The organism is Thioclava sp. DLFJ5-1 (assembly GCF_002020115.1).
Lineage (GTDB): Bacteria > Pseudomonadota > Alphaproteobacteria > Rhodobacterales > Rhodobacteraceae > Thioclava > Thioclava sediminum.
In genome coordinates, this window is the sequence record NZ_MPZU01000001.1 from 877600 (window position 1) to 894755 (window position 17156).

A 17156-nucleotide genomic window follows, 5' to 3' on the forward strand; every position below is an offset into this window, starting at 1 on the left:
TCGCATTCGGCCAGCAACACCCTCACGAACAGGAGCAGAGCATGGCAAAGATCGCATTTCTAGGCATGGGCGCGATGGGCTCGCGGATGGCGCGGACACTTCTGGATACGGGCCACGATCTGATCGTCTGGAACCGGACGCCGGAGCGCTGCGCGCCGCTCGTCGAGGCCGGGGCCACGCAGGCCGAGACCCCGCGCGACGCCGCAGCACAGGCCGAGTTCACGATCTCGATGCTGCGCGACACCGAGGTCTCGCGCGAGGTCTGGTGCGACCCGGAAACCGGCGCTTTCGCCGGGCTTCCCGAAGATGCCATCGCAATCGAAAGCTCGACCATCACGCCCGAGGGGGCGGCAGAGCTCGCCAGCTTTGCCACCGCGCAGCAGCGACGCTTTCTCGAAGCGCCGGTCTCCGGCACGCTGCCGCAGGCGGAGAACGGTGTGCTGGTCTATTTCCTCGGCGGCGAGGCCGAGACCGCCAAGCGGGTGCATGACGTGCTGGACCCGCTGGCCAAGGCGCAGCACCATGTCGGCACCTGGGGCATGGGCGCGCGGATGAAGCTCGCCACGAATGCGATGCTGGGCGTTCAGGTCGCCGCCTGGGCGGAGATCATTCCGATGCTGGAGCGCGGCGGCATGGATGTCGATCTTGCGCTGGAGGCGTTGTCCTCCACCCCGATCTGGACGCCGAACGCGCCCTATATCACCGGCACGATGCAGCGCTCGGATTTCACGCCGCAATTCCCGGTCGATCTGATCTCGAAGGACTTCCGCTATGCCATCGCCGAGGGCGGCGAAGCGCGGATGCCGATGACCGAGGCCGCGAAACGCCTCTTTGCGCGGGCCAGCGAGGCCGGTCATGGCGCAGAGAACATGACCGGCGTCGTGCAGGTGAACCGCGACTGAGGCGCCCTCAGCCTGCCGATTGCGGGATCAGGATGCGGTCGAAGAAATCCGCGACCGCATCCACCGCGTCGAGCGGCAAGACCTGCGCGACATATTGATCGGGCCGCAGCACCAGCAAGGCACCCTGCGCCCGGTTGATGCCGCGCAGATCGAAGATGTCGGGGCCGGGGACGGCGGGACAGAAGGCCTTCTCGTAATCGACCAGCCCGTAGCGCCCCTTCTTGGGACGCAGGAGCGCGGGCAGCGCCTCGATGCGCATTTCCCGATGCGGCGTCTGGAAGACCGCGCGCAGGTCGATGACGCTGTCGATATCCGCGCCCTCCGGCGTGAAGCGGTGAATGAGCCCCTCCGGCCCGTCGAGCCGGTCGCATAGCTGCGCGATCGCCCCGCCCGTCTCGCCGGTGTCTCCCGTCGGCGCAAACGCCAGCAGCCGCCAGCGCCCGTCCGCCTTGAACGCATGTCCCAGCTGCACCGGCTTCGCATCCGCCAAACGCACCACCGGCGCGGAGTGGAAGCGCTTGCCCACGACCTGCCCAGCCGCCAGCGCCTGATACGCGGCGTCGCCAATCAGAAGTCCCGGCGCGTATTGCGTCTCGACCCCGGCGGTATAGCGCCCGTGTTTCTGGAAATAGGCCTGAAACTGCGCCTCTTCCTCCTTGGTCTGCGGCTTCGCGCTGAACAGCCGCGCCATGTCGCGGTCGAAGTCGATCAGCTCTTGCGCCTTGGCCTGACGTTCCTCGGAATAGCTCTGCAGCAATTCGGACCGCGCCTGTCCGCGCAGCACAGCGGCCAGTTTCCAGCCGAGGTTGAACGTGTCCGCCATCGAGACGTTCATCCCCTGCCCGGCCTTCGGGCTATGGGTGTGGCAAGCGTCGCCCGCGATGAAGATGCGCGGCTCGGTCGCGCCGTCGCCGTCCCTGTCGCTGTCGCTGTCGTCGAACCCGTCGCAGACACGCTGGCCGATCTCATAGGCCGACCACCACGCGACCTCCTTCACCTCCAGCGTATAGGGGGCGAGGATCGACTGCGCCTTCTCGATCAGCATCTCGGCGCTGACATTGCGATCCGCGGCGCGCTCGTCGCCATGCAGCGCGTCGAGCTCGATATAGAGCCGCACCAGATAGCCGCCTTCGCGCGGGATGATCAGGATGCTGCCCTCGGTTGCCGACTGGATCGCCGCCTTGAGCCGGATATCGGGAAAATCGGTGACCGGCAGTACATCCATCACGCCCCAAAGCTGTCGCGCGGATTCGCCATGCAATTCGTGCCCGATGGATTTGCGCACCGTGCTGCGTGCGCCGTCGCAGCCGATGACATAGCGCGCGCGTATCGTCTCGGTCTCGCCCGGCGCATCGAGGCAGTCGAATGTCGCGACCAGCGGGTAATCGGGGTCGTCGGTGCGGGTGAGCGTGGTCAGCGCGCGGTCGTAATCCGGGGCCAGACGGCGCGCGCCGTTGCGCATCGTCTCGAGGTAGAAATCATGGACCCGCGCCTGATTGAGGATGACATGCGGCATCTCTGAGAGGTCATCGGCCACGTCCTGAATCCGGTCGGCGCGCTGCAGGCCCTCGCCTTGCGCACCGGGCCGCCAGAAGGCGACCTCGTTTACCCAATAACCCTCTTTCATCACCTTCTCAGCGAAGCCGAAAGCTTCGAACATCTCGACCGAGCGGCAGGCTATGCCGTCCGCCTGCCCGACTTCGAGCGGGCCGGATTTGCGCTCGGTGATGCGCACGGAAATCTCGGGGAAGGCTGCAAGCTGTGCCGCAAGCGTCAGCCCCGCCGGGCCGCATCCGACGATGAGCACATCGACCGCGTCGAGCGTCTCCCCCGCCTGCGGATGACGCGGCGCGATGGCCGGATCGCCGGTAGTGAACCCGTTCAGATGAAACTGCATAGCGCGCCCTCCCAATTGATATGCATACTTACCATTACCGGAAAGGCTGGCGCCACGTCAATATGGTAAGTATACATATCGAATAGGACCCCCAAACCGGAGCGCCCTCGATGAAACGCGATCTCGAAACCCTGCCCGGCCACCTGATCCGACGTCTCAATCAACGCTCGACGGCGGTGTTCCAAAAGCGGATCAAGGACGCCCCGGTGGAGCTAACCTCGGTGCAATTCGCGGCGCTCGACGCGCTGTCGCGCGAGCCGGGAATGGATCAGGCGCAGCTGGCCGCGCGCATCGCCTATGACCGCGCGACGATCGGCGACGTGGTGAAGCGGCTGGTGCAGAAGGGGCTTGTCGCGCGGGCCATCAGCGAGACTGATCGGCGCGCGCGCAGCCTGCATCTGACACCGGAGGGGACAGCGGCACTGGACGGCGCGCGGCCCGTAGTGACGCGGCTGCAGGCGGAGATTCTGGAAGGGTTGAGCGAGGAAGAGGCCGCGCAGTTCATCGCGCTCGCCCGCAAGGCTGTCGCCCCGCAGGACTGAAAAAGGGAGGCGGATCGCGCCGCCTCCCCCCAATCTTTCCGTCCGGACGGGCTCAGCCCTTCTTCAGGTCGAGCTTGTCCATCGGCATCGAACGCACGCGCTGCCCGGTCAGCACCGAGACCGCATTCGCGATCGCCGGCGGCACGGCGGGCAGCGGCGGTTCGCCCACGCCCCCCATCTTCGCGCCGCTCTCGATCACCTTCGCATGGATGCGCGGCGCCCGCGCCCCACCGAGGATCGGGTAGTAGTCGAAGTTGCGCGCGGTCGGCTCGCCGTTCTTGTAGGCGACCTCTTCGATCAGCGCCTCGGAGGTGCCGAGCGTCGCGGCCCCCATGATCTGCGCCTTGATGATCGCCGGGTTCACGATGCTGCCCGGATCGAGCACGTCCCAGATGTCATGCACGACGATCTGGCCGTCCTGAATCGAGACCTCGGCAATCGCCGCCGCCTCGCTGCCGAAGGGCGAGGCCATCGCGACACCGCGGGCGCGGCGGGTGCCGTCCTCGGCATCGAAGGGGCCACGTTTCCAGCCGCCCGACAGATCGCCGACCGCTTTGAGCAGATTGGTCAGACGCTCGTTCCCTTCGAGCAGCTTCATGCGCAGCTCATAGGGATCCTGCCCGCCCGCATCGGCCATCTCGTCGAGGAAGGCCTCGTAGAAGAAGTCGTTCATCGAATGACCGACCGAGCGCCAATAGGCGAGCGAGGTCGGGTTCTCGACAAAGTTCTGCGCGATGCGGCGATTGGGGATCGCGTAGCTCTTGCCGGTGAGCCCTTCGACCGCCATCGCGTCGACCTTGTCGGGGTTGTTGCCGTTGAGCGCCTCCGTCGGGCCTTCGCAGGCGGAGATCGCCTCGAGCGCCACCGGCATGCCCTGATCGTCCAGCGCACCACGGAAGCGCACCGCCGCCATCGGGCGCAGCGGGTCGCGCAGGAATTCCTGCTCGCGCGTCCAGATCACCTTGATCGGCTTGCCGACCTCTTTCGCAAGCTGGACCGCCTGCGGGAAGGGGTTGGCCGAGGGGTACAGGAAGTGTCGTCCAAAGAAACCACCGAGCATCGGCGAGTTGACCTTCACTTGCTCGGGCTTGATCCCGGCCGCATCCGCGATCTGGGCCTGGAACTGCTCGGGCGCCTGATTGGGCAGCCAGATGTCGAGCGTGCCATCCTCGTTGAACCGCGCCAGCGTCGAGGCGGGCTCGATCTGGGCGTGGTGCAGATATTGGCTCTGGTAGGTCGCATCGACGGTCTTGGCCGCGCCGTCGAAGCCCGAGGTGATGTCGCCTTCGCTCTCGGCCTCGGTGCCGTCGCCTTTCGTGTTGGCCAGTTGCTTGGCGAAGTCCTCGGTCGAGAAATCGGCGGGCATGTAGCGGATCTTGGACTTCTCGTCCTCGCTCGGCTCCTGCCAGTCGACCTTGGCAGCTTCGACCGCCGTTTTCGCATCCCAGAACCGCTCGGCCACGACCGCGACAGCGCCGTCGAGCTTATGCACCGACATCACGCCGGCCATGCCCTTCACCTCATCGAGGTTGCTGATGTCGCCGGGCTTGAGACCCAGACGCGGCGCGTGCTGGACGGCTGCGTGGAGCATGCCGTCGACCTTGGCATCCATCGCATACATCGCCTTGCCGGTCGATTTCTCGTAGACGTCGACACGTTTCACGGGCTCGCCGATCCACTTGAAGTCTTTCGGGTCTTTCAGAGTCACGGAGTCGGGGCTGGGCACGTCTTGGTCGAGCGCATCGCCCGCCAGCTCGCCGTAGCCCAGCGACGTGCCGGAGGCCTTGTGGACCACCTTGCCCGGCTCGGTCGACAGATCCGACACCGGCGCGTCGAGCTTCTTCGCCGCCGCTTCCAGCATCATCTGCCGTGCCGCCGCACCGAGCTTGCGCATCGTGTCGTAGCTGGTGCGCACCGACATCGAGCCGCCGGTGATCCGCATCTTGCCATAGACCACGAGGTAATCGCTGCCTGCAGGTGCGTTCTCGACGATGAAGCTCTCGGGGGCCACGTCCATTTCCTCGCCCACGATCTGCGCCATCGCGGTGAAGACACCTTGGCCGCCCTCGTTGAACGGGCTCAGCAGGCGGACCTTGCCGTCGGGGCGCAGCTCGAGGAAGGCCGGGACGTTCGAGCCGGGCGGCATGTCCTTCGCCGCGGCTGCGGCTGCCTTGTTGGGCGCGACGCTCAGGCCGAAGCCCAGCACGAGCGAGCCCGCGGTGATGCCAGCCGAGGCCAGCAGGAAGCGGCGGCGCGAGACGTTCTCGGGCGCGCCGGTCGGGTAGCCGGGATCGGAGATTTTGGGATCGTGGTCGTTCATTGCGCATCCCCCGCTTTCGCTGCATCGGTGCCGGCAATCGAGGCGATCGTATCGTTGATCGCGTTATAGGTGCCGCAGCGGCACAGGTTGGTCATAGCTGCCGTGATGTCATCTTCGGTGGGCTTGTCGTTCGACTTCAGCAGCGAGGTCGCCGCCATCACCTGTCCCGACTGGCAATAGCCGCATTGCGGCACTTCCTTGTCGACCCAGGCCTCGACGACACGCTTGCCGACGGGGTCGTTCTCGATTTCTTCGATGGTGGTGACTTCGCTGTCGCCCACGGCGCTGACCGGCAGCACACAGCTGCGCTGAACCGTGCCATCAAGCAGCACCGAACAGGCGCCGCATTGTGCGATCCCGCAGCCGAATTTCGTGCCGGTCATGCCGAGCTCATCGCGGATCACCCAAAGGAGCGGGGTATCCGGGCCGGACTGCACGTCGACGGACTTGCCGTTGATTTTCAATTTCATGAATTCCTCCTCGCCGTTTCATCGGTGAGCGCTCGCGCGGCGCTGGTTGGCCGCTCTCCACCTAGGGCACGAGTGGCGCGAGGCACTAAATTGTCGTGAAAACTTCGCGAGAAGATGGAACCGCCGGGGGTGCCGGCGCGTCAGCGCGGCGGGGCGTCCTGCCCTCGTGTCGATCCCGTGAAGGCAGGGAAACCGCGCGCCGCGCCGATGGTCTTTGGCAGGCCTGCGCTCAGCCGCGCCAGGTGCGGACGGGGCCGCAATCGACATGCACGAAATGCTCGCTCGGATAGTAGCCCACACCGCCGCCACGGATGCGCAGGGCCACTTTGTGCAGCATGCTGGTCGAGACATGCGGATGCGTCAGATCGAGCGCCTCGCCCCGCATGTGGTAGCTATGCGTCGCGCCATGCACGAGACGGTTCGTCTTCGGCGTGCGGTAGCCCGACACCAGCATCAGCGGCGTGCTCTGCTCGAGCATGTTCTGCATGTTGTAAGCGATGTTGACCGTGCGGTTGTCGATCTTCACCTCTTTCTCCTGACGCCAGTCGCGGGCGATCCGGTAGAACTCGCGCATCGCGTCGTCGTCATACTGGCCCTTCGCGAAATAGACCGCGTCGAAATTCTCGTTGGTATGCGGATTGTGGAAGCGCAGGCGGCGCTCGTCCGTCTGGCCTGCCTGTGCCGGGGTGACGATATAGGGGGTTGCGAGGGCGCCCGCCGCGCCCAGGAGAAACTCGCGACGGAGCAGTCCTGATGCCTTTGCCATGATAGATGTCCCTTCGAATGCGTGTCGAAGGGCGCAAATTCGAAATTTCGGCGACGAACAAAAGGGCCGCACACGGTTCCATCGATGGAACCAGCAGCCAAATGCCGAGAGCTCAGCGGGGACCTGCCGACAGACGCCTCCACCTCAAGGTCATCTGAACGGATGTTACCTCTTGAAACCCGCGCAGCCCTTGCAGGTCACGCAGGCGCGAGGGAGCGCGAGGACAGCCTCACACGGGGGAGAGGCCGGATTTTGGCTTCCGGACACGTCACCGCACCTGAAACCACCACCCGATTCGCCCCGTGGAGACTTGGACCCCACGAAGACGCAGCAGCTTCGCGGCGCGCCTTTCGGTCACCTGTAAGTCTCGCCCAACGCCGAATGTCGACATGGGTTCCCGAAAAAATCGGCGCGCGTGTGGGATTGGTCGCAACCGCAAGCGAGGAACAGCGCGCAGCCGTGGGCGTTCGTCCCTGCGCGGCCGCCGCGCCCGCCCGTTTACCTCCGACCGCCGAAAGGATCGCATCCATGCCCGAGCACACCACACCGACCGAACGCGAGACGATGGCCCGCTTGATCGCCAAGGCGAAAGAGGCCGCACAGGAGCCGGGCAAGGCGGGGATCGCCGCCGCGATCCTGCGCGACGGGGAGATCATCGCCGAGGGGGAGAACGAGGTGCATCTGAATTGCGACCCGACCCGCCATGCCGAGATCGTGGCGATCGCGAAAGCGACACGGGCGCAGGACGATCCGTCGCTCGCGGGCTGCGTGCTGCTGACGACCCTGCAGCCCTGCGAGATGTGCCTCTCGGCGGCGCGGTTCTCCGGGATCAAGCGGATCGTCTTTGGGGCGCAAAAGGAAAACGTCGCCGGGAAGTATTTCGTGTTCCCCGATCTGACCCTGTCCGAGTTCCGCGACGCAGGCGAAGCCTTCGAAGCGATCGGCGGCGTGTTGGAGGAGGAAGTCGTCGCGCTCTATGTCGATGGCGAGGAGTGACGCCTCTCTAAGCTAAGCGGATAGCAAAAAGGCGGAGCCGCGGCCCCGCCTTTTCCTTTGGTGGCATGTCTAACGATCAGATTAGCCGCTGATGCTTTTCGCCGAGGCCATGCCCGGCGCTTTCGATTCACCGCCTAGCTTGTCGCGGACCGCTTTCTCGATGCGCGCGCCGATATCGCCGTCGATGTTGCGCCAGTACTCAAACGCACGCTGCAAAATCTTCTCGCTCACACCGTCGCAGAGGTGACCGGTGACGTTGTTCACGAGACGCTCGCGCGCCGCGTCGTCCATCACGTCCCGCACGAGCGAACCTGCCTGGCTCCAGTCGTTGTCATCCTCACGCAGCGTGTAGGCCTGCCGGACCATCTCGCCATCGGAGTACCACAGACCGGCTTCGGATTTCTGCGGATGCGCTTCCGGCCCGCCATAGGAGTTCGGGAAATAGACCGGATCCTCGGACTTGTTGACCCGCAGCGCGCCGTCCTTGGTGTAGGCGTTGGTCTCGGCCTGCGGCTTGTTCACCGGGATCTGCTTGTAGTTCACCCCGAGCCGCGCGCGGTGCGCATCGGCATAGGAGAAGCCACGTGCCAGCAGCATCTTGTCGGGCGAGAGACCCACGCCGGGGACCATGTTGTTGGGCTCGAAGGCCGCCTGCTCGATTTCGGTGTGGAAATCGGTCGGGTTGCGGTCGAGCACCATCTTGCCGACCTCGATCAGCGGATAATCCTTGTGCGGCCAGACCTTCGTCAGGTCGAACGGGTTGATGCGGTAGGTCTTGGCATCCTCGAAGGGCATGATCTGGAAATAGAGCGTCCAGCTCGGAGCGTTGCCCTCGGAGATCGCGTTGAACAGGTCGCGGCGGTGATAGTCGCTATCGGCGCCCGCCATCTCGTCCGCTTCTTCCTGCGTGAAATGCGCGTTGCCGTCGCCCTGATCGGTCTTGAAGTGGAACTTCACCCAGAACATCTCGCCCGCTTCGTTGACGAGCGAATAGGTGTGGCTCGAATAGCCGTTCATCTCGCGCCAGGTGCGCGGGATGCCGCGATCGCCCATCAGATAGGTGACCTGATGCGCGCTCTCGGGCGAGAGGGTCCAGAAGTCCCACTGCATGTCGTGGTCGCGCAGACCGTTATCGGCGCGGCGCTTCTGGCTGCGGATGAAGCTCTGGAACTTCAGCGGATCGCGCACGAAGAAGATGGGGGTGTTGTTGCCCACCATGTCGAAGTTGCCTTCCTCGGTATACATCTTCACCGAGAAGCCGCGCGGGTCGCGCCATGTGTCGGGGCTGCCGCGCTCGCCTGCGACGGTCGAGAACCGCGCGACGATGTCAGTCTTCGCGCCCGGCTGGAACACCTTCGCCTTGGTGTATTTCGAGACGTCGCCCGTCACGGTGAAATGGCCGAACGCGCCCGAGCCCTTGGCGTGGGGCTGGCGCTCCGGGATGCGCTCGCGGTTGAAATTCGCCATCTGCTCGATGAGGTAGTGATCGTTCAGAACGATCGGACCGTCGGAACCGACCGTGAGCGAATGTTCGAGACTTTGGACGGGTGCACCCCCGTCTGTGGTGGCGGGGCGTCCGCGCTTGTCGTTCGTCATGTCGGAACCTCTAATTTTGGAAAATATCGGTTCGGAAACGCAGGGGGCGTGGCGCAGTTCCTTGAAGTTTCCACGACTGAATTCACGGCTCCGATATGTTGGTCGAAATGCGTGCAGCCCGTCCCGATCCGGCCCTTAGCGACTTACGCTTGGGAACCGATTACACTGCAGCGCATTGATCACGTTGGCGCATCGCCGTTTCTTCCGCACATGGAGCCTCCCCCTATGCCCCCCAGTTCGCTGCGTTTCGATCCGTATGCGGGGCGACCCGATACTCTTGGCGCGCGCGTCACCGGAGACGGTGTGAATTTCGCGATTTTCTCCGAAGAGGCCGAGAAGGTGGAGCTGTGCCTTTTCGACGATGAGGGCCAGGAGGAACTCGCGCGGCTGGAGATGCCGCAGCAGGAGGGCGGGATCTGGTTCGGCCATTTGCCCGGCGCGCAGGAAGGCCTCGCCTATGGCTACCGCGTCCACGGGCGGTTCGCCCCCGAAGAAGGGCTGCGCTTCAACCCGAACAAGCTGCTCCTCGACCCCTATGCGATGGCGATGCGGGGCTATCTGAAATGGGACGATGCGCTGTTCGGCTATCCCATTGGCGGCTCCGATCTGAAACAGGACACCCGCGACTCCGCCCCGTTCATGCCGAAAGCCATCGTGGTCGATACCCAGTTCGACTGGGATCAGGATCAGGTGCTGCACCGCCCGTGGTCGGAAACCGTGATCTACGAGGCCCATGTGAAGGGCCTGACGATGCGCCATCCGGGCGTCGTACAGGCCGATCGCGGGACCTTCCGCGCGCTCGCCTCTCCGCAGATCATCGACCACCTGCTGACGCTCGGCGTGACCACGATCGAACTGCTGCCGATCCATGCCATCGTGCAGGATCGCCACCTGGTCGAGAACGGCCTGTCGAACTACTGGGGATATAACTCCATCGGGTTCTTCGCACCCAATCGCAGCTATCTCGCCGGCGAGGACGTGCGCGAGGTGCGCGCCGCGGTGAAACGGTTCCACGAGGCCGGGATCGAAGTGATCCTCGACGTGGTCTACAACCACACCGCCGAGGGTAACGAGCTCGGCCCGACGCTCAGCTTCAAGGGCATCGACAATCGCAGCTACTACCTGCTGTCGCCGGAAAACAAACGCCACGGCTTCGACACGACCGGCACCGGGAACACGCTCAACGTCGCCCATCCGATGGTGCTGCGCCTCGTGATGGACAGCCTGCGCTATTGGGTGGAGGCGGTGCATGTCGACGGCTTCCGCTTCGACCTCGCCTCGACACTTGGCCGCGAACCCGCCGGCTTCGAACGCGAGGGCGCTTTCTTCAACGCGATCCGGCAGGACCCGGTGCTGTCCGGCGTAAAGCTGATCGCCGAGCCGTGGGATATCGGCGAAGGCGGTTATCAGGTGGGCGGCTTTCCTTGGCCCTTCCGCGAATGGAACGACAAGTTCCGCGATGACACCCGCGCGTTCTGGCGCCGCGATCCGGGGCTCTTGCCGAAGATTTCCCAGCGGCTGATGGGCTCGCCGGTGCAGTTCGACCACACGCATCGCCCCGCGACGTCGTCGATCAACTTCCTTGCTGCACATGACGGATTCACGCTGTGGGATACGCTGAGCTACAACCACAAGCACAACGAGGCCAATTGCGAGGGCAATCGCGACGGCCACGACCATAACCTGTCCGACAATATGGGCGTCGAAGGACCGACCGACGACGCCGAGATCAATGCCGCCCGCCTGCGTAGGGCGCGCGCGATGCTGGGCTCGCTGATGGTCAGCCACGGCGTGCCGATGATCCTCGCAGGCGACGAGATGGGCCAGAGCCAGAACGGCAACAACAACGCCTATTGTCAGGACAACGAGACGACCTGGATCGACTGGGAGGGCGCGCGGACCGACCTGCGCGACAGCCTCAGCGCGATGGTCGCGTTCCGGCAGGACTGGCGCTACCACCTCGCCCCGCCCGCCTTCGCCCCTAACGCCGCGACCCCGGTCAGCGACTGGTGGCACGCGTCGGGGCGGCAGATGAAGGATGGCGACTGGCAGGAAGCGGGGCTTTGCTGCGTGGGATTGCGGCACCGGTTGGACGGCTACCCCGAGCTGCTGATCGTCGCCAATGCGGGCGATGCATGCGAGTTCACCCTGCCCGGCGACGGCTGGCACCATATCCTCGACACGACCCGGGACGATCCGCGCTGCGACGAGGCAGTCGACGGAGTGCAGTCGCTGCCGTGGCAATCGCTGCACGCGTTCTGTCGTGAGGGTGAAGCTGCGAGCGACGAGGGCGACGCGTGACGGCGGCAGGCGATCGGCAGCCCCTTCGCTGGGGTGCGCATCCGGGGGCGGAGGGTAACTGGGACTTCGCCATCTGGGCCCCTGCCGCGAAGCGCGCAGAGCTGGTGCTGGACGGAGCGGCACATGACATGACACCGGTCGGAGACGGCGGCTGGCAGATCTCAGTCGCGGCCCGCGACGGACTGCCCTACGCATTCCACCTCGACGGCACCGACTACCCCGATCCGGCCGCGCGCCGCCAGCAAGGCGATGTTCACGGGCCGTCGCTGACCGCTGATCCGGCCACTTTCGATTGGGGCGCGCCGTGGCAAGGGCGGCCATGGGACGAAGCGGTGATCCTCGAAATCCATATCGGCACCTTCACCCCCGAGGGCACGTTCGCTGCTGCTTCGGAACGCTTGCCCGAACTGGCAGAGCTCGGCATCACGGCCATCGAGATTATGCCGGTCTCGCAATTCCACGGCGCTCATGGCTGGGGCTATGACGGGGTTTTGCTGCGCGCGCCGCATCCCGACTATGGCAGCCCCGACGAGATGCGCGCCTTCATTCGCACAGCGCAGGGCCACGGGATCATGGTGATCCTCGATCTGGTGCTGAACCATTTCGGCCCCTTCGGGAACTACCTGCACGCCTATGCGCCCCAGACCTTCGGCGGGGAGGCCACGCCTTGGGGCGATGCGATCGACTTCACACGGCCCGAGCTGCGCGCCCTGCTGCGCGACACGGCGACGGGATGGATCGACGAGTATCGGCTCGACGGGCTGCGGCTCGATGCGGTCCACGCGATCCGAGATCCGTCCAAGCCGCATTTCCTGATCGAGCTTCTGCAAACGATCCGCGCACAGGATCGAGGCCGTCCGATCCATCTGATCCTCGAAGACGAGCGCAACCTCCCTGACCTGCGCGAGGCCGGTTTCGATGCGCAGTGGAACGACGATTGGCACAATGCGCTGCATGTCGCCCTGACCGGCGAGACGCAGGGCTACTACAAAGCCCATGCCGCCGATCCGTTCGGTGACCTTGCGCAGGCAATGGCGCGGGGCCAGGTCGAGGAAGGCCAGACGCGGGCCGACGGGACGAAAGCGCGCGGCGCGCCCGCCGCCCATCTACCGTGGTCCGCTTTCGTGAACGCCAACCTCACCCATGACCAAGCGGGCAACCGCCCCGGGGGCGAACGCCTCCTGAGCCTTATCGGCGACGAGGCGGGTGCGGTGATCCATGCGCTGTTGTTGCTGATGCCCTTCACGCCGATGCTGTTCATGGGCGAAGAGGTCGGCTCGACCGCGCCCTTCCCCTTCTTCGCCGATCCGCCGCCGGACGCCGTCGCCGCGCTGCGCGCAGGCCGAGCGAAAGAGCTGCAAGGCATCGGCTATGACACGGGGGCGATGATCGATCCGGCTTCTCCCGACACGCCGCGCCTGTGCTACCCTTACCGCGACACCGGTCCTCGCGCGCAGGAGTGGCTGCGGCTGACGCGCCACCTTCTGAGCTTGCGCCGGACGCATGTGCTGCCACTCTCGCGCAGCGGCAAGACCGGGCCCGGCGAGGTCACGCGCCACGGGGCGAAGGCCTTCCACGCACGCTGGCCTTTCGCGGCGGGGACGCTCGATATTCTCGTCAGCCTCGGGGCACCCGCCTCCAATGCGCCGCGCCGGGAGCCTGCGCTATTCTCGATGGGCGACCCGCGCTGGGACGTCTTCGCCATCGACATGAGGATTGAGTGATGCCGTCCGATCTGCCCGCTGCCACCGTTCACCCCATGATCGCGACCTACCGGCTGCAATTGCGAAACGGCATCGATTTCGCGGCGGCGAAAACCTTCCTGCCCTATCTCGCCGAACTGGGCGTGAGCCATCTCTACCTGTCGCCGATCTTCACCGCGACCGAGGGATCGACCCACGGATACGACGTGGCCAATCCGCAGGAGATCGACCCGGCGCTTGGCGGCGAGGACGGGTTTCGAGACCTCTCTGACGCCGCGCAGGCGGTGGGGCTCGGCATCGTACTCGACCTCGTGCCGAACCACACCGCACTCTCGCTCGACAATCCGTGGATGCGCGATGCGATGCGCCATGGTCCCGACAGCGCCTATGCCGATTACTTCGCGATCGACTGGTCGCAAAAACTGATCCTGCCTTTCCTTCCGGAGCCGCTCGACGACATGCTGGCGAAGGGTGAGCTGCGACTGACTGAGGATCACGGTGGCGCGGTGGAATGGGAAGGCGGCTGGCTTCCGCTCGCGCCCGGCACGGCGGCGCTGGGAGACATCGCTGCGGTGCTGACGCACCAGCACTGGCAGCTGCGCGACTGGACGCGCGAACGCGGCGCGCTCTCGCATCGGCGCTTCTTCAACGTCACCGGGCTGATCGGGATGCGCGTAGAGGATCCGGCGGTATTCGCCGCGATGACCGAGCTGCCCGCGCGGCTGGTTCGCGAGGGGCTCGCCCACGCGCTACGGATCGATCACATCGACGGGCTGGCCGATCCCGCCACCTATCTGGAGCGGCTGCGCCACACGGTGGGCGATGCGATCCCGATCTGGGTCGAGAAGATCCTGACCGGCGACGAGGCGATGCCCGCCGAGTGGCAGACCGACGGCACGACCGGATACGAGGCGGGACGCCAGATTTGCCGCCTGCTGACCGAACCCGAAGGCTTCGCGCGGCTCGACACGCTTTGGCGCGACCGCACCGGCGGCTGCGATGATTACGAGACGATGTGCCGCGAGGCGCGCGCGCAGGTGATCCCCGAAGACCTCGCCGCGGAGCTGCACCAACTGATCGACCTCGCGCAGGCGGCGCTCGTGGTGGATCGGCTCGACCCGCCGGATGCCGAGACGCTGCGCGAGGCGATGCTGGCGCTGCTGATCTTCTTCCCGCGCTATCGCAGCTACATCACCACGCCGCCCGCGACGCCCGAAGATCGCGCCATCATTGAAGAGACGGTGGACGCCGCAGCAGGGACATTGCCGCAACGCGAGGCGCTCGATTTGCTCGCCGGGCTGCTGCTCGACGGGAAGGATAAGCCGAGCCTCAAGTTCCGCATCCGGTTCCAGCAGGTGACGGGCGCGGTGGTGGCAAAGGCGCAGGAGGACACCGCCTTCTTCCGCCACACCCGTTACCTCGCTGCCAATGAGGTTGGCGCGGAACCCGATACGCCGCTGCTGGATGCGCAGGGGCTGAATGCGTGGTTCTCCAGCGCGCAGGGCCAGCGGGACACGGCGCTGACGCTCACCTCCAGCCATGACACGAAACGCGCCGAGGATACACGGATGCGGATCGCTGCGATCTCGCACCATCCCGAGACCTTTGCCGCTTTGTTCGATACCGCGATGCAGGACGCCGCACTCTCGGATGCCGGGTTCGTCTGGTATGCCACGCAAAGCCTTCTGGGCATCTGGGACGACCCAGTGCCCGGTCCGAACCTGTGCGAGCGCCTGACCGAGCATCTTCGCAAAGCGCTACGCGAGGGCGGGGAGATCACGCGCTGGTCCTTCCCCGATATCGAAGCCGAGGACGCCGCCTTGGACGCGGCGCGGCGCATTTGCGCGGCATGGGAGGCGCAGCCGCCGGCCGAACTCGCGCCCCTAATCGCGACGGGACAACGGATGTCGCTGATGCAACTGGCGCTGAAGATGATGCTGCCCGGCATGCCCGACATCTACCAGCGCGGGGAGCGCGCGCTTTACGAATTGACCGATCCCGACAATCGCCGCCCTTTCGCTTTGCCGGAAACCCTGACGTCCTTCGAGCAGGTGAAATCGGACACAACACGGCACCTCCTGAAGCTGCGACGACAGGCGGAGGACGTGTTCCGCGCAGGCACCGCCGAGGCGGCAGAGCGTGACGGTATCTTTACGCTCACCCGTCGCGCGGGCGGGCGCGAAATCACCCTGCGCTTCCGTCGTGACCTACGCGATCTCAGCGATGGCGCGCTCTTCGAGATTCGCGATTCGGCAGCAGAGGACACTGCCATCCGCCTCGCATTTCCGCCGCCTGCCTAATTGATCGGCGGATCAGCGCGACCTGCTTTTTGACACATCGTCCGAGACCGTCCCCTAGACTCAAAGGGTTATCGGGAAGCTCTCGAAATGGTCAAAAAACACACGCGAAAATCTTACCGCGAACCGGCGGAAATCCGGGAACCGCGGACCCGTTTCATGGCTTTCATTTTTGAAAAGCGTTAAGCTTATTCATGTCGCAGCGTCACGGTGGAGGAGCTCTGATGCTGACTCAGAAAAGACCCAATTTATTGAACGGCTGTCTTCCCATGGTCTTGGCCGGCGGGCGCGGAAAGCGTCTGTACGAGCTGACCGAGGTGAGTTGCAAACCTGCCCTGCCCTTCGGAGCTGGCGGCCAGCGATTGGTGGATTTCACCCTTGCTTCGCTGCGTGCTGCCGGGTTCACGCGGGCGATCATCGCGACGCAATATCGTCCCGCGCCGCTGATCCGGCACCTGCGCGCCAAGTGGGCGGACGCGTTTCCTGACGGGCTGGGGATCCGCGATGCGACGCGGCTCTCGCGCGGAGGCTACCGTGGCACGGCCCATGCGCTTCTCGCCAATCTCGACCTGCTCGAGCGCGAAGGCGTGAGCGACGTTCTGGTGATGCCCGCCGATCAGATTTGCGACATCGATCTGCGTCCGTTCATCCAGCGCCATCGCCTGAGTGACGCGCCCGCGACGCTGGTCGCTGCAACGCTCTCATCGTCGGATGCAGAGCATCATTCGGTGCTGGAAGTCGCGCGAGACGGGCATGTCAGCGCGCTCACCCATCGCCCGAGCGCGCCCGCCGAAATCGGCGAAAACTCGGGGCGCAGTTTGGTCGCGACGGGAATCTACCTTTTCAAGACCGCGTGGCTGCGCAAGGAACTGCCCGAACTGTCTCGGGGCCGATTCGATATTTCGATCGAGGCGGACCTGCTGGAAGCCGCGCTGCGCGAGAAGGCCTTGCAAGCCTACCGTCTGCCGCGCAGCGACACCGGCCGCGAAGCCTATTGGCGCGATATCGACACGCTCGACGACTATCGCTCAGCCCTTCTGGATTTCGCGGCACCACAGGGCGGCACGACACGGGGAAGCCCGCCGCTGAACTGCCTGCATCTCGAGGCGCAGCCGGGCGTCATCGGGGTCGGTCGGCGCTCCGCGTTGACGGCAAAAGGGGCCGTCTCGCGCGATTGCCATCTGACCGATACGCTGCTGGCGCCCGATGTCTCGTTGCCAGCCGGAACGATCGTCGAAGGGATCGGACGCACGAATATGCGCTGGTTCCGCCGCAGCGGCGACACCAACCTGATCACGCAGGCGATGGTCGATCGCTCGAGAGAGCGGCTGCACTAGGTACCAATTCCGAGACGCTTTCGGGCGCG

General features: G+C 65.3%; 12 protein-coding genes. 7 read left to right on the forward strand and 5 right to left on the reverse strand.

Annotated features, from left to right (window positions below; all coding sequences use genetic code 11):
- The first annotated feature begins 41 nt into the window (after positions 1–41).
- Positions 42–902: an NAD(P)-dependent oxidoreductase gene (locus BMI86_RS04225; RefSeq protein ID WP_078539886.1), complete on the forward strand. Its 861-nt coding sequence runs from the start codon at positions 42–44 to the stop codon at positions 900–902.
- 7 nt (positions 903–909) lie between these two features.
- Here the strand turns inward: BMI86_RS04225 and BMI86_RS04230 are convergent, their stop codons facing one another.
- Entirely contained in the window at positions 910–2799 is a 1890-nt protein-coding gene (locus BMI86_RS04230) for an FAD-dependent monooxygenase (RefSeq protein WP_078539887.1), read from the reverse strand.
- 110 nt (positions 2800–2909) lie between these two features.
- On the opposite strand from BMI86_RS04230, the gene BMI86_RS04235 reads away from it, so the two are divergent.
- A complete protein-coding gene (locus tag BMI86_RS04235; RefSeq protein WP_078539888.1) occupies positions 2910–3341 on the forward strand; it encodes a MarR family transcriptional regulator in 432 nt (143 codons plus the stop codon).
- A gap of 52 nt (positions 3342–3393) precedes the next feature.
- On the opposite strand, the gene BMI86_RS04240 is transcribed toward BMI86_RS04235, so the two are convergent.
- The 3 genes from BMI86_RS04240 to BMI86_RS04250 form a co-directional block, all read right to left on the reverse strand.
- Complete coding sequence (locus BMI86_RS04240) at positions 3394–5661, reverse strand: molybdopterin cofactor-binding domain-containing protein (RefSeq protein ID WP_078539889.1); 2268 nt, start codon at positions 5659–5661, stop codon at positions 3394–3396.
- A complete protein-coding gene (locus tag BMI86_RS04245) occupies positions 5658–6131 on the reverse strand; it encodes a (2Fe-2S)-binding protein (RefSeq protein WP_075776330.1) in 474 nt (157 codons plus the stop codon). The genes BMI86_RS04240 and BMI86_RS04245 overlap by 4 nt, the downstream gene beginning before the upstream one ends.
- Positions 6132–6360: 229 nt before the next feature.
- Positions 6361–6897, reverse strand: a complete 537-nt coding sequence (locus tag BMI86_RS04250) for a DUF882 domain-containing protein (RefSeq protein ID WP_078539890.1) — start codon at positions 6895–6897, stop codon at positions 6361–6363.
- 528 nt (positions 6898–7425) lie between these two features.
- Here BMI86_RS04250 and BMI86_RS21185 point away from each other — a divergent pair.
- Positions 7426–7893: a nucleoside deaminase gene (locus BMI86_RS21185; RefSeq protein ID WP_168173774.1), complete on the forward strand. Its 468-nt coding sequence runs from the start codon at positions 7426–7428 to the stop codon at positions 7891–7893.
- A gap of 81 nt (positions 7894–7974) precedes the next feature.
- Here BMI86_RS21185 and BMI86_RS04260 read toward each other — a convergent pair whose 3' ends face one another.
- Positions 7975–9489 (reverse strand): catalase, encoded by a 1515-nt coding sequence (locus tag BMI86_RS04260; protein ID WP_078539892.1) that lies wholly within the window; start codon positions 9487–9489, stop codon positions 7975–7977.
- 210 nt (positions 9490–9699) lie between these two features.
- Between BMI86_RS04260 and glgX the strand changes: the two genes are divergently transcribed.
- The 4 genes from glgX to BMI86_RS04280 all read left to right on the forward strand — a co-directional run bounded on the left by glgX (position 9700) and on the right by BMI86_RS04280 (position 17127).
- A complete protein-coding gene (glgX, locus tag BMI86_RS04265; RefSeq protein ID WP_078539893.1) occupies positions 9700–11790 on the forward strand; it encodes a glycogen debranching protein GlgX in 2091 nt (696 codons plus the stop codon).
- Entirely contained in the window at positions 11787–13514 is a 1728-nt protein-coding gene (gene treZ / locus BMI86_RS04270; protein ID WP_078539894.1) for a malto-oligosyltrehalose trehalohydrolase, read from the forward strand. Before glgX ends, treZ begins: the two co-directional genes overlap by 4 nt.
- Entirely contained in the window at positions 13514–15793 is a 2280-nt protein-coding gene (gene treY, locus BMI86_RS04275) for a malto-oligosyltrehalose synthase (protein ID WP_078539895.1), read from the forward strand. The genes treZ and treY overlap by 1 nt, the downstream gene beginning before the upstream one ends.
- Before the next feature lie 266 nt (positions 15794–16059).
- Positions 16060–17127 (forward strand): sugar phosphate nucleotidyltransferase, encoded by a 1068-nt coding sequence (locus tag BMI86_RS04280; protein WP_168173775.1) that lies wholly within the window; start codon positions 16060–16062, stop codon positions 17125–17127.
- Positions 17128–17156 lie beyond the last annotated feature (29 nt).